Source organism: Streptomyces sp. NBC_01384 (assembly GCF_045040035.1).
GTDB lineage: Bacteria > Actinomycetota > Actinomycetes > Streptomycetales > Streptomycetaceae > Streptomyces.
The window spans coordinates 2,121,891-2,145,034 of the sequence record NZ_CP109559.1 but is presented as its reverse complement, the minus strand read 5'-3'; the positions used below and the strand labels follow the sequence as shown (position 1 = coordinate 2,145,034).

Sequence of the window (23,144 nt, the reverse complement as noted above, 5' to 3'; positions counted from 1 at the left end):
TGGAACGTTGATTATTCGGCACACTTGACTGTCTTCTCCTTCCAGTACTGCTCTTCGGGGCGTGGAACGAATGAGGGAAGCGGTGAGGGTGTCGGGCACGCTGTTGGGTGTCTGAAGGTACGGCCGATTTTGGCTGCCTTCAGTGCCGGCCCCAGTGAACTCCGGTGGTAACCGGGGGTGATGGGTGGTTGGTCGTTGTTTGAGAACTGCACAGTGGACGCGAGCATCTGTGGCCAAGTTTTTAAGGGCGCACGGTGGATGCCTTGGCACCAGGAACCGATGAAGGACGTGGGAGGCCACGATAGTCCCCGGGGAGTCGTCAACCAGGCTTTGATCCGGGGGTTTCCGAATGGGGAAACCCGGCAGTCGTCATGGGCTGTCACCCTTGCCTGAACACATAGGGCAAGTGGAGGGAACGCGGGGAAGTGAAACATCTCAGTACCCGCAGGAAGAGAAAACAACCGTGATTCCGGGAGTAGTGGCGAGCGAAACTGGATGAGGCTAAACCATATGCGTGTGAGACCCGGCAGGGGTTGCGTATGTGGGGTTGTGGGATTTCTCTTTCACGGTCTGCCGGCCGTGAGACGAGTCAGAAACCGTTGATGTAGGCGAAGGACATGCGAAAGGTCCGGCGTAGAGGGTAAGACCCCCGTAGTCGAAACGTCAACGGCTCGTTTGAGAAACACCCAAGTAGCACGGGGCCCGAGAAATCCCGTGTGAATCTGGCGGGACCACCCGCTAAGCCTAAATATTCCCTGGTGACCGATAGCGGATAGTACCGTGAGGGAATGGTGAAAAGTACCGCGGGAGCGGAGTGAAATAGTACCTGAAACCGTGTGCCTACAAGCCGTGGGAGCGTCGGACATCAAGCTTGCTTGGTGTCTCGTGACTGCGTGCCTTTTGAAGAATGAGCCTGCGAGTTTGCGGTGTGTTGCGAGGTTAACCCGTGTGGGGAAGCCGTAGCGAAAGCGAGTCCGAATAGGGCGGTTTAGTAGCGCGCTCAAGACCCGAAGCGGAGTGATCTAGCCATGGGCAGGTTGAAGCGGCTGTAAGAGGTCGTGGAGGACCGAACCCACCAGGGTTGAAAACCTGGGGGATGACCTGTGGTTAGGGGTGAAAGGCCAATCAAACTCCGTGATAGCTGGTTCTCCCCGAAATGCATTTAGGTGCAGCGTCGTGTGTTTCTTGCCGGAGGTAGAGCACTGGATAGGCGATGGGCCCTACCGGGTTACTGACCTTAGCCAAACTCCGAATGCCGGTAAGTGAGAGCGCGGCAGTGAGACTGTGGGGGATAAGCTCCATGGTCGAGAGGGAAACAGCCCAGAGCATCGACTAAGGCCCCTAAGCGTACGCTAAGTGGGAAAGGATGTGGAGTCGCAGAGACAACCAGGAGGTTGGCTTAGAAGCAGCCACCCTTGAAAGAGTGCGTAATAGCTCACTGGTCTAGTGATTCCGCGCCGACAATGTAGCGGGGCTCAAGCGTACCGCCGAAGTCGTGTCATTGCAGCTATAGGGCCAACGCCTGCTGTGATGGGTAGGGGAGCGTCGTGTGCCGGGTGAAGCCGCGCCGGAAGGCAGTGGTGGACGGTTCACGAGTGAGAATGCAGGCATGAGTAGCGATACACACGTGAGAAACGTGTGCGCCGATTGACTAAGGGTTCCTGGGTCAAGCTGATCTGCCCAGGGTAAGTCGGGACCTAAGGCGAGGCCGACAGGCGTAGTCGATGGATAACCGGTTGATATTCCGGTACCCGCTGTGAAGCGTCAAACATTGAACCAGGCGATGCTAAGTCCGTGAAGCCGTCCCGGAGCCTTCGGGCAAAGGGGAGTGGTGGAGCCGACGGACCAGACCTGTAGTAGGTGAGTGATGGGGTGACGCAGGAAGGTAGTCCATCCCGGGCGGTGGTTGTCCCGGGGTAAGGGTGTAGGCCGTGCGATAGGCAAATCCGTCGCACATCAAGGCTGAGACCTGATGCCGAGCCGATTGTGGTGAAGTGGATGATCCTATGCTGTCGAGAAAAGCCTCTAGCGAGTTTCATGGCGGCCCGTACCCTAAACCGACTCAGGTGGTCAGGTAGAGAATACCGAGGCGTTCGGGTGAACTATGGTTAAGGAACTCGGCAAAATGCCCCCGTAACTTCGGGAGAAGGGGGGCCATCACCGGTGATGAGTCTTGCACTCTGAGCTGGGGGTGGCCGCAGAGACCAGCGAGAAGCGACTGTTTACTAAAAACACAGGTCCGTGCGAAGCCGTAAGGCGATGTATACGGACTGACGCCTGCCCGGTGCTGGAACGTTAAGGGGACCGGTTAGTCACTCTTCGGGGTGGCGAAGCTGAGAACTTAAGCGCCAGTAAACGGCGGTGGTAACTATAACCATCCTAAGGTAGCGAAATTCCTTGTCGGGTAAGTTCCGACCTGCACGAATGGCGTAACGACTTCTCGACTGTCTCAACCATAGGCCCGGTGAAATTGCACTACGAGTAAAGATGCTCGTTTCGCGCAGCAGGACGGAAAGACCCCGGGACCTTTACTACAGTTTGATATTGGTGTTCGGTTCGGCTTGTGTAGGATAGGTGGGAGACTTTGAAGCGGCAGCGCCAGCTGTTGTGGAGTCGTCGTTGAAATACCACTCTGGTCGTGCTGGATGTCTAACCTGGGTCCGTGATCCGGATCAGGGACAGTGTCTGATGGGTAGTTTAACTGGGGCGGTTGCCTCCTAAAGAGTAACGGAGGCGCCCAAAGGTTCCCTCAGCCTGGTTGGTAATCAGGTGTTGAGTGTAAGTGCACAAGGGAGCTTGACTGTGAGACCGACGGGTCGAGCAGGGACGAAAGTCGGGACTAGTGATCCGGCGGTGGCTTGTGGAAGCGCCGTCGCTCAACGGATAAAAGGTACCCCGGGGATAACAGGCTGATCTTCCCCAAGAGTCCATATCGACGGGATGGTTTGGCACCTCGATGTCGGCTCGTCGCATCCTGGGGCTGGAGTCGGTCCCAAGGGTTGGGCTGTTCGCCCATTAAAGCGGTACGCGAGCTGGGTTTAGAACGTCGTGAGACAGTTCGGTCCCTATCCGCTGTGCGCGTAGGAATATTGAGAAGGGCTGTCCCTAGTACGAGAGGACCGGGACGGACGAACCTCTGGTGTGCCAGTTGTCCTGCCAAGGGCATGGCTGGTTGGCTACGTTCGGGAGGGATAACCGCTGAAAGCATCTAAGCGGGAAGCCTGCTTCGAGATGAGTATTCCCACCCCCTTGAGGGGTTAAGGCTCCCAGTAGACGACTGGGTTGATAGGCCAGATCTGGAAGGCGGGTAACCGCTGGAGGTGACTGGTACTAATAGGCCGAGGGCTTGTCCTCAGTTGCTCGCGTCCACTGTGTTGTTCCCAGACAACGAACGGTTGTGCTGGCTGAACAGTTTCACTAATCAATTGAAAAGTGTGCTTGTTCGCTGCCCGTTCAAGACCTCGCTTTATGGCGGGGTGTCTGAAAGGGTTTCGGTGGTCATAGCGTGAGGGAAACGCCCGGTTACATTCCGAACCCGGAAGCTAAGCCTCACAGCGCCGATGGTACTGCAGGGGGGACCCTGTGGGAGAGTAGGACGCCGCCGAACAAATTTTGGAGGACCTCTGGTCCCAGCGACTCGCTGGGACCAGAGGTCCTTTTTTATTTTTCCGAAGCGCGCCGGGTACCCGGCTGCGCGAGAATGACTTGCGGTACCGAAGACAGGAGTCACCCATGTCCACCAACTCTCCGGACGAGCGACCGGAGCGCGATCAGCGCCGCCGGGACAGTGGTGACCGCGGCGGCTACCGCGGGGGCCCGCGCCGCGACAACGACCGGGGTGGCTCGGACCGTGGCGGCTACGGCCGGCGCGACGACCGCCGTGACAGTGACCGAGGCAGTGATCGGGGCGGTGACCGCGGCGGCTTCCGTCGTGATGACAGCCGTCGTGATGACAGCCGTGCTGGTGGTGGCGGTTTCCGCGGCCGCGACGACCGGCGCGAGGGCGACCGTGGTGGCCGTCCGGCCTTCCGGCGTGACGACCGCCCCAGCGGGCCGCGTCGCGACGACCATGGCGACCGTGGGTTCCGTCGGGACGGCGACCGTCCTGCTGTCCGGCGTGACGACCGCCCCAGCGGTGGCCCGCGCCGTGATGACGACCGTGGTGGTTTCCGTCGTGATGAGCGTCGTGACAGCGGCGACCGTGGCGGTTTCCGCCGCGATGACAACCGTGGAAGTGGTGGTTTCCGGCGGGACGACCGTCGGGATGACCGTCGTGACGATCGTCGGGGCGATGACCGTGGTGGTTTCCGTCGTGATGACCGTCGTGACAGCGGCGACCGCGGTGGTTTCCGCCGCGACGACCGCAGCGACTTCCGACGTGATGACCGCAGGGACGACCGCCGCGACGATCGTCGGGGCGATGACCGTGGTGGTTTCCGTCGAGAAGGGGACCGTCCTGCTGTCCGGCGTGACGACCGCCCCAGCGGTGGCCCGCGCCGTGATGACGACCGTGGCGGTTTCCGTCGTGATGACCGTCGTGACAGCGGCGACCGTGGCGGTTTCCGCCGCGACGACCGCAGCGACTTCCGACGTGATGACCGCAGGGACGACCGCCGCGACGATCGTCGGGGCGATGACCGTGGTGGTTTCCGTCGTGATGACCGTCGTGACAGCGGCGACCGCGGTGGTTTCCGCCGCGACGACCGCAGCGACTTCCGACGTGATGACAGGCGTGACAGCGGCGATCGCCCGGCCTTCCGTCGCGACGACAGGCGTGACGACCGGCGTGATGATCGTCGCGACGACAGCCGAGGCGGTGGTTTCCGCCCCCGCGACGACCGCCCCCGCGAGGACCGTGGCCGTGATGACCGCGGCCGTGACGACCGCGGACGCGGTGGCCCCCGTCGTGACGACCGGGGTGGCCGTCCCGGTGGTTTCCGTGGCCGTGACGACCGTCGGGGCGATGACCGGCGTGGCGGCGGCTTCCGTGGCCGCGACGAGCGTGACCGCGACCGTGAGCCGATCAAGCGGCTGCCGATCCCCGATGACGTCACGGGCGAGGAGATCGACGCGGACGTACGGCAGGAGCTGCAGAGCCTGCCCAAGGGGCTTGCCGAGGACGTCTCCAGGAACCTGGTGATGGTCGCGCGGCTCATCGACGAGGACCCCGAGGGTGCGTACGCGTACTCGAAGATCGCTCTGCGGCTGGCGTCGCGTGTCGCCGCCGTACGTGAGGCGGCCGGATTCGCCGCGTACGCGAACCAGAAGTACAGCGAGGCGCTGGCCGAGTTCCGGGCGGCTCGCCGTATGACCGGGAACGTGGACCTGTGGCCCGTGATGGCGGACTGCGAGCGCGGTTTGGGCCGGCCCGAGAAGGCGCTGGACATGGCCGGTGCGCCCGAGGTGCACAAGCTGGACAAGGCCGGTCAGGTCGAGATGCGGCTCGTGGCGGCCGGCGCGCGGCGGGACATGGGGCAGCTCGACGCAGCCATCGTGACCCTGCAGAGCCCGGAGCTCGCTTCGAACTCCGTACAGCCCTGGACCGCGCGCCTGCGCTACGCGTACGCCGACGCGCTCCTTGCCGCCGGTCGTGAGGACGAGGCGCGCGAGTGGTTCGCCAAGGCCATCGAGTCCGACAGGGACGGCAGCACGGACGCCTCCGACCGGCTTGCCGAGCTGGACGGCGTCGAGTTCGTGGACGCGCTCATCGAGGATGAGGACGAGACGGAGGCCGAGCCGGCGACCGAGTCCAAGGTCGAGTCCGAGGTTGAGGTCGAGGTCGAGTCCGAGACTGAGGACGCCGACGAGGACGAGGCTCCGAAGGCTGAGCGGACTCCCGTCGAGGCCGATGACGAGGACGGGCCCGAGGACGCTCCTCGGAGCTGACGCCAGGCCTGCGGAGAAGGACACGGGCGGCGGGACCCCGGGAGGGGCCCGCCGCTCGGCGTTTCAGAGGGTGAGCGCCCGCAGCACCAGGCCCGACGCCGGCTTCGGGCCGAAGGACGTCGACTTGCGGGGCATCGTGACCCCCTGACGGGCGAGGTCGCGTACGACCTCCTCGCGGACCGGGTGCATCAGGACGGCCGTGCCGCCGTCGTGCTCCGCCTTGGCGACCGTGGCGGCGGTGTCGTGGATGTACGCGATGTGGGCGGGCGAGTCCTCCGGGACGCCCCAGACGTGACCGAGGAGCGCGGCATGCAGGACGGTCGCGTCCAGGGTGCGCCAGGCCTCGGGACGGTCGGCCGGGATCGTACGGGCCAGGAGGTCCGGGTCCGGGCGGTCGACCAGGTGGAAGGCGCCGTCGCCCGCGAGGAGGAAGGCGTTGCCCTCGGCGGCGGCTTTGGCGAGGGCCTCCAGGGCCTCGGGGAGCGGCACGTCCAGGTGGCGTACCCGGAACGAGTCCGTGAGGGCGGCCAGCGCCTGCGCGACCGGCAGGCCGTGCAGCAGGCGGTGGATCGCGCGGACCCGGAGGGGGTAGCGCGCGGTGTCCACCAGGAGGACCAGGCCGTAGTCCCAGGGGCTGGGTGAGGGGTGCTCGGAGCGTAGCCGCAGGTACGTCGCCCAGCGATGGTGGCCGTCCGCGATGAGGGCCTGGTGATGGCCCAGATCCGTCTGGATCTCGGCCAGATCGGCGGGGTCGGTGATGGCCCACAGGCGGTGGCTGAAACCGTCCTCCGTGGTCGTCGCGAGCAGCGGGTCGCGCTCCGCGGTGCGCTCGATGACGGCGGCCGCGCCGACCCGGGAACCGTTGCCCCGGTAGGTCAGCAGGAGGGGTTCGAGGTTGGCGGAGGTGGCGCGCATCAGGGCCGCGCGGTCCGCGATGACGTGGGGCATGACGTCCTCGTGCGGGAGGACGACGCCGTCGGACGGCTCCGACAGGCGCAGGGCGCCGATGATGCCGCGTTGCAGCATCCCGTCGTCGTGCTGCTCGTAGACGTACAGGCCGGGCTCGGGGTCGGTGGTCAGGACGCCCTTGGTGAGCCAGTCGTGCAGGGTGTCCGCGGCCTGGCGGTTGCGGGCGGTGGGGGTCGTGTCCTGGGGGAGGATCAGCCGGACGATGTTGTGCGGGTCGGCCGATTCGAGGTGGAGCAGACCGTCCGGCCGTACGACGACGTCGTACGGCGGGGATGTCACGGCGGCGAGACTGCCGACCCGGTCGGGGTCGTAGCGCAGGCCCCGGAACGGGATCAGTTCGAGGCCGCTGCGCGCCGGGGTTTCCTCCGCGGGACCTGCATTGTTCATTGAGGCATCGTAATTGTGATCGCCGGTGTGTGTCGGTGCCGTGCGCGATGATCGAGGGAAACAGCTAGAACGAGGAGCGATGTGTAATGAGCCGGACCATCAGGACACGGCCCGAGGGCAGTGGGCAGGCCCTGAGTGAGGCGTACGACACGGCGCTGCTCGATCTGGACGGGGTGGTGTACGCGGGTGGTAACGCGATCGCGTACGCCGTGGAGTCGCTCGGCACCGCCCGCTCCGGCGGGATGCACCTCGCGTATGTCACGAACAACGCGCTGCGGACGCCCGACGCCGTGGCGGAGCACCTGAGCGAGCTGGGCATACCGACGGGCGCCGATGACGTCATCACCTCCGCGCAGGCCGCGGCCCGGCTGATCAGCGAGCAGGTGCCCGCCGGTTCGCGCGTGCTGGTCATCGGCGGCGAGGGCCTGCGGGTCGCGCTGCGCGAGCGCGGGCTTGAGCCGGTCGAGTCGGCGGACGACGATCCGGCGGCGGTCGTTCAGGGGTTCGGCGGTGCCGACCTGACCTGGGGACGCTTCGCGGAGGCCTGCTACGCCATCGCGCGCGGGGTGCCGTGGTTCGCGTCCAACACCGACCTGACGATCCCGAGCGCGCGCGGGATCGCGCCCGGGAACGGGGCGGCGGTCGAGGTCGTACGCATCGCCACGGGCGCCGAGCCGCAGGTGGCGGGCAAGCCGCTGCCTCCGATGCACCGCGAGACGATCCTGCGGACCGGGGCGAAGCGGCCGCTGGTGGTCGGCGACCGGCTGGACACCGACATCGAGGGCGCGTTCAACGGCGAGGTGGACTCGCTGCTCGTGCTCACCGGCGTGACGGACGGCGCGCAGCTCCTGGCCGCCCCGCCGCAGCACCGGCCGACGTATGTCGACGCCGATCTGCGCGGGCTGCTCACCGGGCAGCCGGAGGTCGAGCGGGCGGGCGACGGGTTCCGCTGCGGTGGCTGGACGGCGACGGCCGGGAGCATGGGGGTCCCCTCTGCTCGAGCGAAGTCGGGCGACTGGGGGAGGCTGGAGTTGGCGGGCGACGGTGAGGCGCTCGACGGGCTGCGGGCGCTGTGCGCGGCGGCGTGGACGGCGGCCGGGGAGGGCATCTGCGAGCTTGATGGGGGGAAGGCGCTGGCGCGGCTGGGGCTTTGAGCCCCCGGTGGTCGGATACCTGAGCGGTTCAGCGGTGGTGACGGGGGATCGAAACCAGCAGCGAGGGTAGGCTAACCTAACTTCGTGTTGGTCGACAGTCCCCCCGAACAGCGCGCGGAGACCGCCCCCGCGCCCCCAAGCCACCGGGCGATACGTGCCGTTGGGCTCGTCGTGTCCCTGGCCCTCCTGGTGCTCGTCGCCCTGGCGAGCATCGCGATCGGTGCGAAAGCGCTGCCGCTGGACCAGGTCTGGCACGGTCTGTTCCACGACTCGGGGACGTACGCCGACGTCGTGGTGGACGACCGGATCTCGCGTACTGTCCTCGGGCTGCTCGTCGGCGCCGCGCTCGGGCTGTCGGGTGCCGTCCTCCAGGCGCTCACCCGCAACCCGCTGGCCGACCCAGGACTGCTCGGCATCAACGCGGGCGCGTCCGCCGCGGTCGTCACCGCCATCACCTACTTCGGTGTCACGAGCCTGAGCGGCTATGTGTGGTTCGCCTTCTTCGGCGCGGCCGCGGTGGGTGCTCTGGTGTGGTTCCTCGGCGGCAGCCGGGGGGCGACCCCGGTGCGGCTCGCGCTCGCGGGCACCGCGATCAGTGCCGCGCTGTACGGCTATCTGCAGGCCGTGATGATCATGGACAACGCGGCGCTCGGCAAGATGCGGTTCTGGACGGTCGGTTCGCTGGCCTCGGCCACGGACTCGACCATCAAGCAGGTGCTGCCGTTTCTGGTGGTCGGCACGGTCGTCGCGCTGGGCCTCGCCCGGCCGCTGAACGCCATGGCCATGGGCGACGACACCGCCCGAGCGCTCGGCGCCGACCTGAACCGGACCCGTGCGCTGTCCATGGCAGCCGCCACCGTGCTGTGCGGCGCCGCGACCGCCGCCTGCGGGCCGATCGTCTTCGTCGGACTCATGGTCCCGCACGCCGTCCGCTCCTTCACCGGGCCGGACCTGCGCTGGATCCTGCCGTACGCGACCGTCCTGTCGCCCGTGCTCCTGCTGGGCGCGGACGTCCTGGGGCGGATCGTCGCGCGGCCCGCGGAGCTGCAGGTCGGCATCGTCACCGCGGTCCTCGGCGGGCCGGTCTTCATCTGTCTCGTACGACGGCGGAGGACGGCGCAGCTGTGACGACCACACGTACCCGGGCCGTGCGCACGCGCGGCGGGCTCTCCGTCCGGTTCGACGTCCGGGCGTTCACCGTCGTCGTGCTGCTGCTGGTGGCAGCGCTCGCCGCGAGCGTGGTGCTGATCGGCACCGGCGACTTCCCGATCCCGGCCGTCGACGTCCTCAAGACGCTGGTCGGCAACGGGAACGCGGGCCAGGAGTTCGTCGTCAACGACCTACGGCTGCCGCGCGTGCTCGTCGGCCTCCTGGTGGGGGCCTCGCTCGGGCTCGGCGGGGCGCTCTTCCAGTCCGTCTCCCGCAATCCGCTGGGCAGTCCGGACGTCCTCGGCCTCGGGCAGGGGGCGACGGCCGGCGCGCTCATCATGATCGTGCTGTTCTCGGGCAGCGCCAACCAGGTCGCCCTCGGCGCGCTCGTCGGCGGTCTGGTGACCGGACTCGCCATCTATCTGCTCGCCTGGAAGCAGGGCGTGCACGGATACCGACTGGTCCTGGTCGGGATCGGAGTCTCCGCGATCGTCACGGCGGTCAACGGCTATCTGCTCACCAAGGCGGACATCGTCGACGCGGCCCGCGCGGTCGTCTGGATGACCGGCTCCCTCAACGGCCGTGACTGGGCGCAGGTCTGGCCGCTGCTCATCATGTGCGCCGTCCTCGTCCCGCTCGTCCTCGGCAACGCGCGCGGGCTGCGCATGATGGAGATGGGCGACGACGTGTCGTACGCCCTCGGGGTGCGCGTCGAGCGCGTACGGCTGCTGCTGATGCTCTCCGCCGTGCTGCTCACGGCGGGCGCCACCGCCGCCGCGGGCCCGGTCGGCTTCGTGGCGCTCACCGCGCCACAGCTCGCCCGGCGGCTGACCCGGTCGCCGGGACCGAACCTGGTGTCGTCGATGTGCATGGGCGCGACCCTGCTGATCGTCGCGGACTGGGCCTCGCAGCGGGCCTTCGGAGCCGATCAGCTGCCCGTCGGCGTAGTGACGGGGGTCCTGGGTGGGATCTATCTGCTGGGGCTGCTGGTCACCGAACGCAAGGCGGGCCGGATATGAGCGCCCCGTTGGACCGGAACACCCGGGCGCACGAGAACACCCAGGCGCGCGAAAACACTCGAAGGAGCACTGTGAACCGCCTGTCCGCCGACAACGTCACCCTCGGCTACGACCAGCGCGTCATCGCGAAGAGGCTGTCGGTGGAGATCCCCGACAACTCCTTCACCGTGATCGTCGGCCCGAACGCCTGCGGCAAGTCCACCCTGCTGCGCGCCCTTTCGCGGATGCTCAAGCCCTCCGAGGGGCGGGTGCTGCTCGACGGTCAGGTCATCCAGTCGATGCCCGCGAAGAAGGTGGCCAGGACGCTCGGGCTGCTGCCGCAGTCGTCGATCGCGCCGGACGGGATCACGGTCGGCGATCTGGTCGGCCGGGGCCGCTACCCGCACCAGGGGCTGCTGCGCCAGTGGTCGACGGAGGACGAGCGGGTCGTGCGGGAGTCGATGGCCTCGACCGGCGTCGCCGAACTCGCTGATCGATATGTCGATGAATTGTCGGGTGGCCAGCGGCAGCGCGTGTGGATCGCGATGGCCCTCGCCCAGCAGACCCCGCTGCTGCTGCTCGACGAGCCGACCACCTACCTCGACATCCAGCACCAGATCGACGTGCTCGATCTGTGCGCCGAACTCCACGAGGAGCAGGGGCGCACCTTGGTCGCGGTCCTGCACGACCTCAATCACGCGGCCCGGTACGCCACCCACCTGATCGCCCTCCGTGACGGCAGGGTCGTCGCCGAGGGCACGCCGAACGACATCGTCACGGCCGAGCTGGTCGAGGAGGTCTTCGGGCTGCGCTGCCAGGTCATCGACGACCCGGAGACGGGGACGCCGCTGGTGGTTCCGGCGGCGCGGAAGGCCCGCGCGCAGGTGGCCGCAGGCGCCGCTACAGAAGCTTCCTGAGGCGGAACAGATCGAGGAGGGCCGCCTCCAGCTTCACCCGGCCCGAGCCCCAGGCCTTCGCGAAGTGCAATTCACCGTCGACCATGGAGACCAGGTCGTCGCCGGACATGGCGAGTCTGATCTGGGTCTTCTCGAGGGGCGGGCCCTGGATCGTGTCCAGGATCTCGATCCGGCCGCCCTTGAGGCGGCCGACGAAGGTGATGTCGAGGTCGGTGATATGGCAGCTCAGCGAGCGGTCCAGGGCCGCCGCCTCGCGTACGTCCCCGTGGGCGCCCGCCATGTTGTCCGAGAGCTTGTCGAGTGCGCTGCGGCACTCCTCAATCGTGGCCATCGCGGTCGACGGTACCGCAGTGCTTCGGGGTAGCGTCGGGGCATGGACGAGTCAGTGCCGGAGACCGGATCTCCGCAGGGTCTGGTGTCGGAGCCGGAGGTTCCGGTCGGGACAGGGACGGAGACAGGGGCAGGGGTGCGGGTGGAGGCAGAGACCGAGGTCGAAGCCGAACTCGAATCCGAGTACGACCCTGCCGCCCCGGCGCCGCTGAACGTGGACCGCACCCCCACCGGGAACGCCGAGGTCGACGCCCAGCTCGACCGGCTGGGCGACGCCGACCACCTCGCCACGGACGGACACGTCGAGGTGTACGAGGATGTACATCGGGGGCTGCGCGACGCGCTGACCGCGCTCGACGCCCGCCCGGGACCTCCGGTGCCCCCGACGACGTACGGCAATAGGAGCTGAACCGAACGTGGCAGGAGTGGCACGCCGCCGCCTCGACGCCGAGCTGGTCCGCCGGAAGCTCGCCCGCTCGCGCGAGCACGCCGGCCAGCTGATCGCCGCGGGCAGGGTCACCGTCGGCAAGACCCTCGCGACCAAATCCGCCACCCAGGTGGAGACCGCCGCCGCGATCGTGGTCACCCGGGACGACAGCGATCCCGACTACGTCTCGCGCGGCGGGCACAAGCTCGCGGGCGCCCTGGCGGCCTTCGTGCCCCAGGGGCTGGAGGTCGGGGGGCGGCGCGCGCTGGACGCCGGAGCGTCCACCGGAGGCTTCACCGACGTACTGCTGCGCGCGGGCGCCGCCCACGTCGTGGCCGTCGACGTCGGCTACGGCCAACTCGCCTGGTCTCTACAGAGCGATGAACGCGTCACCGTCAAGGACCGTACGAACGTACGCGAGTTGACGTTGGAGGCGATCGATGGGGAGCCCGTGGATCTTGTTGTCGGAGATCTGTCCTTCATCCCGCTCGGCCTGGTGCTGCCCGCCCTCGTGCGGTGCGCGGCGCCCGACGCCGATCTGGTGATGATGGTCAAGCCGCAGTTCGAGGTGGGGAAGGAACGGCTGGGGAGTGGTGGAGTCGTACGCAGTCCGGAACTGCGCGCCGAGGCCGTGCGCGGGGTGGCGCGAAGGGCCGCGGAACTGGGGCTCGGAGTGAAGGGCGTGACCGCGAGTCCACTGCCCGGACCCTCGGGCAATGTCGAGTACTTTCTGTGGCTGCGTGCCGGGGCACCCGAACTCGACCCGGCCGACGTTGACCGTGCAGTGGCGGAGGGGCCGCGTTGACACAGACCCGAGCTCGTACTGTTTTCCTGCTCGCCCACACCGGGCGGCCCGCTGCGATCCGCAGCGCCGAACTCGTGGTCCAGGGGCTGTTGCGCTCCGGGATCGGGGTACGGGTCCTGGAGGCGGAGGCGGCCGACCTGCCGCTGCCGCCCGAGGTGGAGCTGGTGAAGGAGGCCACCCCGGACTGCCTCGACGGGTGCGAACTGCTGATCGTGCTCGGCGGTGACGGGACGCTGCTGCGCGGCGCCGAGTTCGCCCGCGCCTCCGGGGTGCCGATGCTCGGCGTCAACCTCGGCAGCGTCGGCTTCCTCGCGGAGGCCGAGCGCGACGACCTCGACAAGGTGGTCGACCGGGTGGTGACGAAGGCGTACGAGGTCGAGGAGCGGATGACCGTCGACGTCGTCGTGCACCAGAACGGCACCATCGTGCACACCGACTGGGCGCTCAACGAGGCAGCCGTGCAGAAGGTCTCCGCCGAGAAGCTGCTCGAGGTGGTCCTGGAGATCGACGGGCGGCCCGTCACCGCCTTCGGATGCGACGGTATCTGTCTGTCGACGCCGACCGGGTCGACCGCGTACGCGTTCTCCGCGGGCGGTCCTGTGGTGTGGCCGGAGGTCGAGGCGCTGCTCATGGTGCCGATCAGTGCGCACGCGCTCTTCGCCAAGCCGCTGGTGACCTCGCCGAACTCGGTGCTCGCGGTGGAGGTGCTGCCGCACATTCCGCCGGGGGTGCTGTGGTGCGACGGGCGGCGGACGGTGGAGTTGCCGCCGGGGGCGCGGGTGGAGGTGCGGCGGGGGGCCGTGCCGGTGCGGCTCGCTCGGCTGCACCACGCGTCGTTCACCGATCGGCTGGTGGCGAAGTTCGCGTTGCCGGTTTCCGGGTGGCGGGGGGCGCCGCACTAGAACACGCCCGGCGCCTCGGGTACCGCCCGGGCGCCGGGCCCCCGCGTCGGCGGGGAGCCATCAGGGCAACGAGGCCTCGGCAGGAAAGGTCACGCCCGGTTCTCGTTGTGGGGGGCGGCGTCGCACGGGGCCGGGAAAACCTCGTATGGTCGGGGACGTGTTGGAGGAGATGCGGATACGGTCGCTCGGAGTCATCGACGACGCGGTCGTCGAGTTGTCGCCCGGCTTCACCGCCGTGACCGGTGAGACCGGTGCGGGCAAGACGATGGTGGTCACCAGCCTCGGGCTGCTGCTCGGCGGGCGCGCGGACCCCGCCCTCGTACGGATCGGCGCCAAGAACGCCGTCGTCGAGGGGCGGATCACCGTACCCACGGGCGGAACGGCGGTCGTACGGGCCGAGGAGGCGGGCGCCGAGCTCGACGACGGCGCGCTGCTGATCAGCCGTACCGTTTCGGCCGAGGGACGCTCTCGGGCGCATCTGGGCGGGCGTTCCGTGCCGGTGGGGGTGCTCGCCGAGCTCGCCGACGAGCTCGTGGCCGTGCACGGCCAGACCGACCAGCAAGGGCTGCTCAAGCTGTCCCGGCAGCGGCAGGCGCTCGACCGGTACGCCGGGGACGCGGTCGCCGTGCCGCTCGCCAAGTACGTGGGGGCCTACCGGCGGCTGCGGGCCATCTCGTCCGAGCTGGACGAGATCACCACGCGCGCACGTGAGCGGGCCCAGGAAGCCGATCTGCTGCGCTTCGGGCTCGACGAGATCGCGGCGGTCGAGCCGCGCGCCGGCGAGGACGTGGAGCTGGCCGCGGAGGCGGAGCGGCTGGGGCACGCGGAGGCGCTGGCATCCGCCGCCACGGCCGCGCACGCCGCCCTCGCGGGCAATCCCGAGGACCCCGAGGGCATCGACGCGGCGACGCTCGCCGCGGGCGCGCACCGGGCCCTGGAGGCCGTACGGTCGCACGACTCCTCGCTCGCCACCCTGTCCGGGCGCATCGGAGAGATCAACATCCTGCTCCGCGATGTGGCGGGTGAGCTGGCCGGATACGCCGACGACCTCGACGCCGATCCGCTGCGGCTCGCGGCGGTGGAGGAGCGCCGGGCCGCGCTCACCCAGCTGACCCGGAAGTACGGCGAGGACATCGACGCCGTACTGGAGTGGGCCGAGCAGGGTGCCACGCGGCTCCTCGAACTCGACGGCGACGACGAGCGGATCGATGAGCTGACCGGCGAGCGGGACGCGCTGCGGACCGAACTGGGCGGGCTGGCACAGGCTCTGACGGACGCCCGGACGGAGGCCGCCGAGCGGTTCGCCGCCGCCGTGACCGCCGAGCTGGCCTCACTCGCCATGCCGCACGCGCGCGTGTCGTTCGACATCCGGCAGACCGATGATCCCGAGGGCGTGGAACTCGGCGGTCGTACCGTCGCGTACGGGCCCGCGGGTGTCGACGAGGTCGAGCTGCTGCTCGCCCCGCACCCGGGTGCGCCGCCGCGGCCCATCGCCAAGGGGGCCTCCGGCGGTGAGCTCTCGCGGGTGATGCTCGCGGTGGAGGTCGTCTTCGCGGGGACCGATCCTGTGCCGACATATCTCTTCGACGAGGTCGACGCCGGTGTGGGTGGCAAGGCCGCGGTGGAGATCGGGCGGCGGCTGGCCAAGCTCGCCAAGACCGCTCAGGTTGTCGTAGTGACTCATTTGCCCCAGGTGGCCGCCTTCGCCGATCGGCAGTTGCTCGTCGAGAAGACCAACGACGGGTCGGTGACCCGGTCCGGGGTGAAGGTGCTCGAGGGCGAGGAGCGGATTCGGGAGCTGTCCCGGATGCTGGCGGGGCAGGAGGACTCGGAGACCGCTCGGGCGCACGCGGAGGAGTTGTTGGCCACGGCTCGGGGTGACCGGTAGTCGCATGATCACCGCCTTCGGCTCTGCCGCCGCGGCCACCCGCGCCGGTATCACCGCTCTGCGCGCCAAGGCTCCCGGCGGGCGCCACCGCTGGGAGCGTACGAACTACGCCGGGCGCACCGTCGAGCTGTATGCCGGGCCCGCCAGTGCCCTGGGAGCGGCGCTCGGGGCCGCGCGCGTCCATCGCGGCGCCGGGTTCGCCGTCCTGGTCGCCGGGGCGTGCGGCGCGTACGACGACGTGGCCGGGGTGGGTGACCCGCGGCGTGGGTTCCGGGCGCATCTGGGGGCGCTCAGGGACGGTGAGGTGACCAGCGGGGCGGTCAAGTTGTTCGGGATCTCGGCCGCGGGGCTGGTGGCGGGGGCGCTGCTCAAGGAACGTCCCCTGGACAGGCTGCTCGCGGGGATCGTGATCGCCGGGAGCGCGCATTTCGTCAACCTCGTGGATGTACGCCCGGGACGGGCCGTCGGCGCCGTGCTCGCGCTGGGGGCGCCCGGGGTGCTGCGGGGCGGGCCCGCCGGGCGGCTGTCGGCCGCGGCGATGGGCGCGGCGGCGGCCGTGCTCCCCGACGACCTCGGCGAGCGCGCGATGATCGGTGACGCCGGGGCCCACGCGCTCGGCGCCGCGCTGGGCAGCGCGATCGTCGCGGGCAACGGGCGGGCGGGGCTCGTCGCGCACGCGGCGGCGCTGGTGGCCGCGACGGTGTACGGGGACAAGGTCAGCGAGGCGGTGGCGCGACCGCTGGGGTGAGGGTCGGGCAACCCGTCGTGAAGACGCGCGACTTCTCACCCTTGTGGGTGACAGGTGCCGTCGAGCCGGCCGGTGCGTCGCGCACCGTGCTCCGATGGCGGTCCCGGAACACCCGTGCGGCCTGGCATCCTTGGCGTAGTACGCGGAGCACGACGTGCGGTACACCCCCCTCTGCATTTCCTTCTGTACGTTCTTCGTGACCGTCCGACGCCGAACCAGGAGCCCCGGCCACGTGAGCCACGTGAGCAGCTACTCACCGCACGGCCAGTTGCCGCTGCGCACCGTGCAGGTGCTCGGCGGCGGAAGTGCGGGCAGCAGCGCGCATGTGCGGTCGCTGGCCTCGGGGCTTGTCGCCCGAGGTGTGCGGGTCACCGTCTGTGCCCCCGCCGAGGCCGATCACGCGTACGGGTTCAGCGGCGTGGGCGCCCAGCACTTTCCCGTGCCGCGCAGCAGCGACCCCGCCTCCGTGGCCGCGCTGCGGACGGCCTGCGCGGACGCCGACCTCGTGCACGCGCACGGGCTGCACGCCGCGCTGCGGGCCGCGCTCGCGCTCAGCGGGCGGCGCACCCCGCTCGTCGTCACCTGGCACACCCGCTCGCACGCGGACGGGGCGCGGGCCCATCTGCTGCGCCTGCTGGAGCGGCGGGTCGCCAAGGCCGCCGCCGTGGTGCTGGGCACCTCCTCCGACCTCGTGGACCGTGCCCGGCGGCGGGGCGCGCGGGACGCCCGGCTCGCCGCCGTCGCGTTTCCGACGCCGCGCAAGGCCGTCGAGTACGGGGATCCCGACCGGCTCCGGCACAAGGCGCGGGCCGAACTCGGCGCCACCGACCGCCCGTTGCTCATGGCCGTCGGTTCCCTGGACCGGCACCGTGGCTACGACACCCTGCTGGACGCCGCGCGCGCGTGGTGCGGTCTCGACCCCGTGCCGCTCCTGGTGATCGCCGGGGAGGGGCCGCTGCGGACGGTCCTCCAGCGGCGGATCGAGGACGAGGAGCTGCCGGTCCGGCTCGTCGGGCGGCGCGACGACATCACCGAGCTGCTTCTGGCCGCCGATCTCGCGGTGCTGTCCAGCAGTTGGGAGTCCCGGTCCGTCCTCGCCCAGGAGGCCCTCCACGCGCGCGTGCCGCTCGTCGCGACCGCCGTCGGGGGCATCCCCGAGCTGGTCGGCGACGCGGCCGAACTCGTCCCGTACGCGGACGCCGGCGCGCTCGCCAAAGCCGTCGTACGGCTGCTCGGGGATGCCGACCGCCGGGAGCTGCTCAAGGAGCGGGGGGTGCGGCAGGCCGCGACCTGGCCGACCGAGGACGAGACTGTTGCCCAAGTACTCAGCGTCTACGACGAGTTGACCCAGACCAGGCCTCTCGCCTGAATCGTCCACACCGTCCACATCGGCCACGTCATCCGGAGCTACGGCACGTGCCTGCGTGCCCGTAGCGCCAGGCTCAACGCCAGTACCGTCTGCGGGTCGTCGAGGTCCGTGCCCAGCAACTCCCCGATGCGGGCGAGGCGGTTGTAGAGGGTCTGCCGGTTGAGGTGCAGTTCGCGAGCCGTCTCCGCCTTGCGGCCCGCGTGCGCCAAGTACGTCTCCAGGGTGGGCAGCAGCGGCGGCTTGGAGCGGTCGTCGTGGTCGCGGAGGGGACCGATGGCACGGTCCACGAAGGCCGCCAGGTCCGGGTGGTCGCGCAGCCGCCACAGGAGGAGGTCGATGTCCAGGCGGCGGGCGTCGTACCAAGGGCGGTCCGACAGGCCCTGCGCCGCCGTCGCGGTCTCCGCCGCGTGCCGCAGGCCCGCCGAGGCCGCCGCCCAGCCGCCCGCGACCCCGACCACCACCACCGGCGGCTGCGCCCCGGGCCGCTGCATGCCCGCGCGCTCCACGCCCGCCCTGAGGGCCGCCGCCACCCGGTCGGCGACCGCCGAGCGTTCCGACTCCGAACGCAGGCCCAGCAACAGCGGGACACGGCCCTCGACCGGCCGTACGCCCAGCAGGACCGGTACTCCCACCGAGGCCAGCTCCTCCGCGACCGCGCGCGCCAGGACGGCCCAGCCGCCACCGGGGGACGGGCCGTCGGCGAGCCGCATCACGACCGGCAGGAGCGGGCTGGTGCCGGGCTTGAAACCGAGCACGCGGGCCTGCGCGGGGGCGTCCTCGGCCTTGATACGGCCCTCCGCGAGGTCGGTCAGGAAGTCGCCGCGTCCGCGCGCCGCGAGCTCCTCCTCCTGGCGGGCCTGCATCAGGACGACGGCGAGGATGCCCGCGGCCCGCTCGGCGGCGATCCGGTGCACGGGGGCGACCGGGGCGCTGACGGGGAGGAGGACCAGCCGGGCGCGTACGGAGCCGGTGCCGGGGCCGCCGCCCGGTACGTCCACCAGGGTCGTGCCGGCGGGCGGCTGCTCCTTGTGCTGGCCGCGCAGGCCCTCCCACACCTGGAGCGGATCGGCGCCCGCGGAGCCGGCCCCGGCGGCGTACAGGAGCTGTCCGTCCGCCGTTTCCAGGAAGACGGGATTGCCGCTGAAGTCCGCGAGGATGCCGAGGACCTGGGGTACGCCCCCGCCGCCGAGGAGGGCCTCGGTACAGCGCCGGTGCACCTCCTCGGCCCGCTGCAGCAGCGCGTAGTGGCCGTTGACGATCTCGGTGTGGATTTCCTCCGTGACCGCCACGAAGGGCACCTCTCGGTGCAGCTGGACCAGCGGGAGATTGGCGGAGCGGGCCGTCTCCACGAGGGCCGAGGGCAGCCGGGCGAAGCGCGGGCCGAGCTCCACGACGAGTGCCGCGATACCGCGCTCGGCCAGGGTGCGGACGAACGCGCGCTGGTCGGCGGGGCGGGTGCCGAGGCCGTAACCGGTGGTCAGGAGCAGTTCGCCGCCCTTGAGGAGCGAGGCGATGTTCGGGACCTCGCCCGCGTGCACCCAGCGCACGGTGCGGCCCAGCCGGTCGGCGCCCGCGAGGATCTCCGGCAGCCCGCTGCGCAGCCCGGGCAGCTCCAGCGCCCGCTGCACGGTGATTCCGGCGCCCTGGGTGTCGTAACGGCTGTCCAAACGGCTGTCCATGCTGCGGACGCTACCCGGGGAGGGGTTCCGGAGGCATTTCCGAGGCCTGCTCCGCTCGCTCACGCCGGCGCGAGCTCGTCATACCGGCACGATGTTGTGGTTGAAACGGAAGACGTTGTCCGGGTCGTACGCGGTCTTCACCGCGGCGAGCCGCCGGATGTTCTCGGCGCCGAGGCCGGCCACCACGCGGTCCGCGCCCTCGTTCCCGATGAAGTTGAGGTGGACCGCGCCGGTGCTCCACGGCCGTACGGCGGCGCGGACGTCCTTGACCCACTGGACGCAGCGCTCGTCGTCCGCCGGGTCCTCCCAGATCCCGAAGGGGTGCACGGTCCACGGGGCGTTCCGGTACGGCACAGGGAAGCGGGCCGGGCCGGCGACGATCGCGCCGCCCTGCGGGAACAGCACGTGCTGGGTGCCGGTGGGCACCGGCATGGCGTTCCCGAGGTCGCAGAAGACGTCCACGGCCTCGTCGGGCAGACCGGTCAGGGACTCGGCGGACCAGTGGTTCCTGAGGCCGGGCGGGTCGTCCAGCATGCACTGGAAGTCGGCGTAGGGGAGGGGCGTGAGGATCTCGGCCTCGTGCGGCAGCGCCAGCAGGGGCTGGACGAGCCTGCGCAGGTCCTCCGCGCCGCCCGCGTACACCAGGAGCGCGCTGACCACCCGCTTGCCCACCAGGTGTGCGGGGATGAGGTCCTTGGGCGGGCCGGTCCGGTGGATGATGCCGCCGCCGACCTCCGGCGGGGCGTTCTCGATGATCTCTCGGTAGGTGCGGATCGCTTCCGGGGCGGTGTCGGGCCGGTACATGACCATGGCGAGCGAGAATTCCGGCAGCGGGTGCAGTTTCAGGGTCAGGGCGGTGGCGATGCCGAAGTTTCCGCCGCCGCCGTGCAGGGCCCAGAAGAGCTCCGGGTTCTCGTGGTCGGTGGCCCGGACCGTGGTGCCGTCGGCCGTGACCAGTTCGACGCCGAGCAGATGGTCGACGGCGAGGCCGAAGGCCCGGTCGAGCCAGCCGGTGCCGCCGCCGAGGACGAAGCCGGCGACGCCGATGGTCGAGACCCGGCCGCCGGTGGTCGCCAGGCCGTAGGGCTGGGTGGCGCGGTCGAGGTGGCTCATGAGGGCGCCGCCCTCGACCCGTACCGTCTCGGAGCCGGGGTGGACGGTCACGGTGTGCATCCGGCGCAGGTCGACGACCAGGCCGTTGTCGTTGAGTGACATGCCGGCCACGCTGTGGCCGCCGCCGCGGATCGCGATGTGGAGGTCCAGGTCCCGGGCGAAGCGGACCGAGCGGGTCACGTCGGCCGTGTTCTCGCATTGTGCGATGACGGCGGGGCGGCGGTCGATCACGCCGTTGAAGATCTTGCGGGCGTTGTCGTAGCCGCGGTCTTCTGGCCTGAATACGTCGCCGGTCAGGTCCGCTCTCAGCGCGGCGAGGGCGGTGTAGGCCTTTGAGAAGGGGGTCATGGCAGCCGCCCCTTTTCAGGAGGGGACAGGGCTGTTTTCAGCGTAGGGGTTTTGGCTGGTGAGTTTGAAGCTGCGGGCCCAGTGAGGGCTGGTCGCGCCCACGCGGCGGAGCCGCACAATGACACAGCCCTGCGCCTTCAAAAGCAGCAGCCCGCGCCCCCTGGAAAAGGGAGCGCGGGCTGCTGCACCGCTTGTTTTCAGCCGCCGTAGGCACCTGAAGCCGTCAGTCTCAGCGCCGTGTCGATCAAAGGCACGTGGCTGAAAGCTTGCGGGAAGTTGCCTACCTGGCGCTGGAGGCGCGGGTCCCATTCCTCGGCCAGCAGGCCCAGGTCGTTGCGGAGGGCCAGGAGCTTTTCGAAGAGATTGCGGGCCTCGTCGACGCGGCCGATCATCGCCAGGTCGTCCGCCATCCAGAAGGAACAGGCGAGGAAGGCGCCCTCGTCGCCCTCCAGGCCGTCCACGCCCGCGTCCTCGCCGGAGGTCGGGTAGCGCAGGATGAAGCCGTCCGTGGTGGACAGCTCACGCTGGATCGCCTCGATGGTGCCGATCACGCGCTTGTCGTCCGGGGGCAGGAAGCCCATCTGCGGGATCAGCAGGAGCGAGGCGTCCAGTTCCTTGGAGCCGTACGACTGCGTGAAGGTGTTGCGCTCCTTGTCGTAGCCCTTCTCGCACACGTCCCGGTGGATGTCGTCGCGCAGTTCGCGCCACTTCTCCACCGGGCCGTCCGCGTCACCGGACTCGATGAGCTTGATCGTGCGGTCGACGGCGACCCAGGCCATCACCTTGGAGTGCACGAAATGGCGGCGCGGACCGCGGACCTCCCAGATGCCCTCGTCCGGCTGGTCCCAGTGGTCCTCCAGGTAGCGGATCAGCTTCAGCTGGAGGAGCGAGGCGTAGTCGTTGCGGGACAGACCCGTCATGTGGGCCAGGTGCAGGGCCTCGATGACCTCGCCGTAGACGTCCAGCTGGAGCTGGTGGGCCGCGCCGTTGCCGACCCGCACGGGGGTGGAATTCTCGTATCCGGGAAGCCAGTCGAGCTCCGCCTCGCCCAACTCCCGCTCGCCCGCGATGCCGTACATGATCTGCAGGTTCTCCGGGTCGCCGGCGACGGCGCGCAGCAGCCATTCGCGCCAGGCGCGGGCCTCCTCGCGGTAGCCGGTGCGCAGCAGGGAGGAGAGGGTGATCGCGGCGTCGCGGAGCCAGGTGTAGCGGTAGTCCCAGTTGCGTACGCCGCCGATCTCCTCCGGGAGGGAGGTGGTGGGCGCGGCGACGATGCCGCCGGTGGGGGCGTACGTCAGGGCCTTGAGGGTGATCAGGGAGCGGACGACGGCCTCGCGGTAGGGGCCGTGGTACGTGCAGTGCTCGACCCAGTCGCGCCAGAACTCCTCGGTGGCCTCCAGGGCCTGCTCCGGCTCGGGCAGCGCGGGGGGCTGCTTGTGCGAGGGCTCCCACGAGATGGTGAACGCGATCCGGTCACCGGGTGCCACCGTGAAGTCCGCGTACGTGGTCAGCGCCTTGCCGTACGTCTCGCAGGCGGTGTCGAACCACACCGAGTCGGGTCCCGCGACGGCGACTGTGCGGCCCTCGTGCTTGTGCACCCAGGGCACGACGCGGCCGTACGAGAAACGCATCCGCAGTGCGGAGCGCATCGGGACCCGGCCCGTGACGCCCTCCACGATCCGGATCAGCTGCGGCGCTCCGTCACGCGGCGGCATGAAGTCGGTCACACGGACCGTGCCGCGCGGGGTGTCCCACTCGGATTCGAGGATCAGCGAGTCACCGCGGTACGAGCGGCGCGCCGCCGTCGGCGGTTCGGCGTCGGCCGCGTGGGCGGGCCCGAGCCGCCAGAATCCGTGTTCCTCCGTGCCGAGCAGTCCCGCGAAGATGGCATGGGAGTCGAAGCGAGGCAGGCACAGCCAGTCCACTGTGCCGTCCCGGCAGACCAGTGCTGCGGTCTGCATGTCTCCGATGAGTGCGTAGTCCTCGATGCGCCCGGCCACGTGCATCTCCAGTCGAACGGCCACGTCGCCCCCAGGGGGGCGGTCGCTCTGCGGTCAGGGAACAGGAACGTTAAA

At 69.7% G+C, this 23,144-nt stretch carries 16 protein-coding genes, 2 rRNA genes and 1 pseudogene; 14 read left to right on the top strand and 5 right to left on the bottom strand.

Features of this window, described 5'->3' with window-relative positions; all coding sequences use genetic code 11:
* The first annotated feature begins 231 nt into the window (after positions 1-231).
* The 4 genes and pseudogenes from OG747_RS09555 (at position 232) to OG747_RS09540 (ending at position 5,886) form a co-directional block, all read left to right on the top strand.
* A 23S ribosomal RNA gene (locus tag OG747_RS09555) occupies positions 232-3,354 on the top strand.
* A gap of 136 nt (positions 3,355-3,490) precedes the next feature.
* Positions 3,491-3,607: ribosomal RNA gene (rrf, locus tag OG747_RS09550) — 5S ribosomal RNA — on the top strand.
* Between the two features lie 239 nt (positions 3,608-3,846).
* Positions 3,847-4,857: pseudogene (locus OG747_RS09545) on the top strand (hypothetical protein); the annotation flags it as partial.
* Positions 4,858-5,031: 174 nt separating this feature from the next.
* Entirely contained in the window at positions 5,032-5,886 is an 855-nt protein-coding gene (locus OG747_RS09540) for a tetratricopeptide repeat protein (RefSeq protein WP_405885492.1), read from the top strand.
* 63 nt (positions 5,887-5,949) lie between these two features.
* Here OG747_RS09540 and OG747_RS09535 read toward each other — a convergent pair whose 3' ends face one another.
* A complete protein-coding gene (locus OG747_RS09535) occupies positions 5,950-7,242 on the bottom strand; it encodes a DUF1015 family protein (RefSeq protein WP_405878849.1) in 1,293 nt (430 codons plus the stop codon).
* A gap of 86 nt (positions 7,243-7,328) precedes the next feature.
* On the opposite strand from OG747_RS09535, the gene OG747_RS09530 reads away from it, so the two are divergent.
* The 4 genes from OG747_RS09530 to OG747_RS09515 all read left to right on the top strand — a co-directional run bounded on the left by OG747_RS09530 (position 7,329) and on the right by OG747_RS09515 (position 11,460).
* Complete coding sequence (locus OG747_RS09530) at positions 7,329-8,396, top strand: HAD-IIA family hydrolase (RefSeq protein WP_405878848.1); 1,068 nt, start codon at positions 7,329-7,331, stop codon at positions 8,394-8,396.
* 84 nt (positions 8,397-8,480) lie between these two features.
* Complete coding sequence (locus OG747_RS09525; RefSeq protein ID WP_405878847.1) at positions 8,481-9,524, top strand: FecCD family ABC transporter permease; 1,044 nt, start codon at positions 8,481-8,483, stop codon at positions 9,522-9,524.
* Entirely contained in the window at positions 9,521-10,564 is a 1,044-nt protein-coding gene (locus tag OG747_RS09520; protein WP_405878846.1) for a FecCD family ABC transporter permease, read from the top strand. Before OG747_RS09525 ends, OG747_RS09520 begins: the two co-directional genes overlap by 4 nt.
* Positions 10,561-11,460 carry an ABC transporter ATP-binding protein gene (locus OG747_RS09515; protein WP_405878845.1) on the top strand — a complete coding sequence of 300 codons (900 nt, stop codon included), beginning with the start codon at positions 10,561-10,563 and terminating at the stop codon, positions 11,458-11,460. Before OG747_RS09520 ends, OG747_RS09515 begins: the two co-directional genes overlap by 4 nt.
* Here the strand turns inward: OG747_RS09515 and OG747_RS09510 are convergent.
* Positions 11,444-11,791: a sterol-binding protein gene (locus tag OG747_RS09510; RefSeq protein ID WP_405878844.1), complete on the bottom strand. Its 348-nt coding sequence runs from the start codon at positions 11,789-11,791 to the stop codon at positions 11,444-11,446. The two genes, OG747_RS09515 and OG747_RS09510, sit on opposite strands and share 17 nt — an antisense overlap.
* A 42-nt stretch (positions 11,792-11,833) precedes the next feature.
* Here OG747_RS09510 and OG747_RS09505 point away from each other — a divergent pair, with 42 nt between their 5' ends.
* The 6 genes from OG747_RS09505 to OG747_RS09480 all read left to right on the top strand — a co-directional run bounded on the left by OG747_RS09505 (position 11,834) and on the right by OG747_RS09480 (position 17,929).
* A complete protein-coding gene (locus OG747_RS09505) occupies positions 11,834-12,199 on the top strand; it encodes a hypothetical protein (RefSeq protein ID WP_405878843.1) in 366 nt (121 codons plus the stop codon).
* Positions 12,200-12,206: 7 nt separating this feature from the next.
* A complete protein-coding gene (locus OG747_RS09500; protein WP_405878842.1) occupies positions 12,207-13,022 on the top strand; it encodes a TlyA family RNA methyltransferase in 816 nt (271 codons plus the stop codon).
* On the top strand, positions 13,019-13,924 hold the full coding sequence (locus tag OG747_RS09495) for an NAD kinase (protein ID WP_405878841.1): 906 nt from the start codon (positions 13,019-13,021) through the stop codon (positions 13,922-13,924). Before OG747_RS09500 ends, OG747_RS09495 begins: the two co-directional genes overlap by 4 nt.
* A 145-nt stretch (positions 13,925-14,069) precedes the next feature.
* Positions 14,070-15,812, top strand: coding sequence for a DNA repair protein RecN (recN, locus tag OG747_RS09490; RefSeq protein WP_405878840.1), 1,743 nt, complete (start codon positions 14,070-14,072; stop codon positions 15,810-15,812).
* Between the two features lie 4 nt (positions 15,813-15,816).
* A complete protein-coding gene (locus tag OG747_RS09485) occupies positions 15,817-16,560 on the top strand; it encodes a hypothetical protein (protein ID WP_405878839.1) in 744 nt (247 codons plus the stop codon).
* Between the two features lie 232 nt (positions 16,561-16,792).
* Entirely contained in the window at positions 16,793-17,929 is a 1,137-nt protein-coding gene (locus OG747_RS09480) for a glycosyltransferase family 4 protein (RefSeq protein WP_405878838.1), read from the top strand.
* A gap of 38 nt (positions 17,930-17,967) precedes the next feature.
* Here the strand turns inward: OG747_RS09480 and OG747_RS09475 are convergent, their stop codons facing one another.
* The 3 genes from OG747_RS09475 to OG747_RS09465 form a co-directional block, all read right to left on the bottom strand.
* Entirely contained in the window at positions 17,968-19,608 is a 1,641-nt protein-coding gene (locus OG747_RS09475; protein ID WP_405878837.1) for a PucR family transcriptional regulator, read from the bottom strand.
* Between the two features lie 78 nt (positions 19,609-19,686).
* A complete protein-coding gene (locus OG747_RS09470) occupies positions 19,687-21,069 on the bottom strand; it encodes an FAD-binding protein (RefSeq protein WP_405878836.1) in 1,383 nt (460 codons plus the stop codon).
* A 197-nt stretch (positions 21,070-21,266) separates the two neighbouring features.
* Positions 21,267-23,069, bottom strand: a complete 1,803-nt coding sequence (locus OG747_RS09465; protein WP_405885491.1) for a glycoside hydrolase family 15 protein — start codon at positions 23,067-23,069, stop codon at positions 21,267-21,269.
* Positions 23,070-23,144 lie beyond the last annotated feature (75 nt).

Excerpts from the sequence above, each read along its gene's own strand:
- OG747_RS09535 (WP_405878849.1), bottom strand. The coding sequence starts at position 7,242 with ATGAACAATGCAGGTCCCGCGGAGGAAACCCCGGCGCGCAGCGGCCTC.
- OG747_RS09530 (WP_405878848.1), top strand. The coding sequence starts at position 7,329 with ATGAGCCGGACCATCAGGACACGGCCCGAGGGCAGTGGGCAGGCCCTG.
- OG747_RS09515 (WP_405878845.1), top strand. The coding sequence starts at position 10,561 with ATGAGCGCCCCGTTGGACCGGAACACCCGGGCGCACGAGAACACCCAG.
- OG747_RS09510 (WP_405878844.1), bottom strand. The coding sequence starts at position 11,791 with ATGGCCACGATTGAGGAGTGCCGCAGCGCACTCGACAAGCTCTCGGAC.
- OG747_RS09505 (WP_405878843.1), top strand. The coding sequence starts at position 11,834 with ATGGACGAGTCAGTGCCGGAGACCGGATCTCCGCAGGGTCTGGTGTCG.
- recN (WP_405878840.1), top strand. The coding sequence starts at position 14,070 with ATGGTCGGGGACGTGTTGGAGGAGATGCGGATACGGTCGCTCGGAGTC.
- OG747_RS09485 (WP_405878839.1), top strand. The coding sequence starts at position 15,817 with ATGATCACCGCCTTCGGCTCTGCCGCCGCGGCCACCCGCGCCGGTATC.
- OG747_RS09475 (WP_405878837.1), bottom strand. The coding sequence starts at position 19,608 with ATGGACAGCCGTTTGGACAGCCGTTACGACACCCAGGGCGCCGGAATC.
- OG747_RS09470 (WP_405878836.1), bottom strand. The coding sequence starts at position 21,069 with ATGACCCCCTTCTCAAAGGCCTACACCGCCCTCGCCGCGCTGAGAGCG.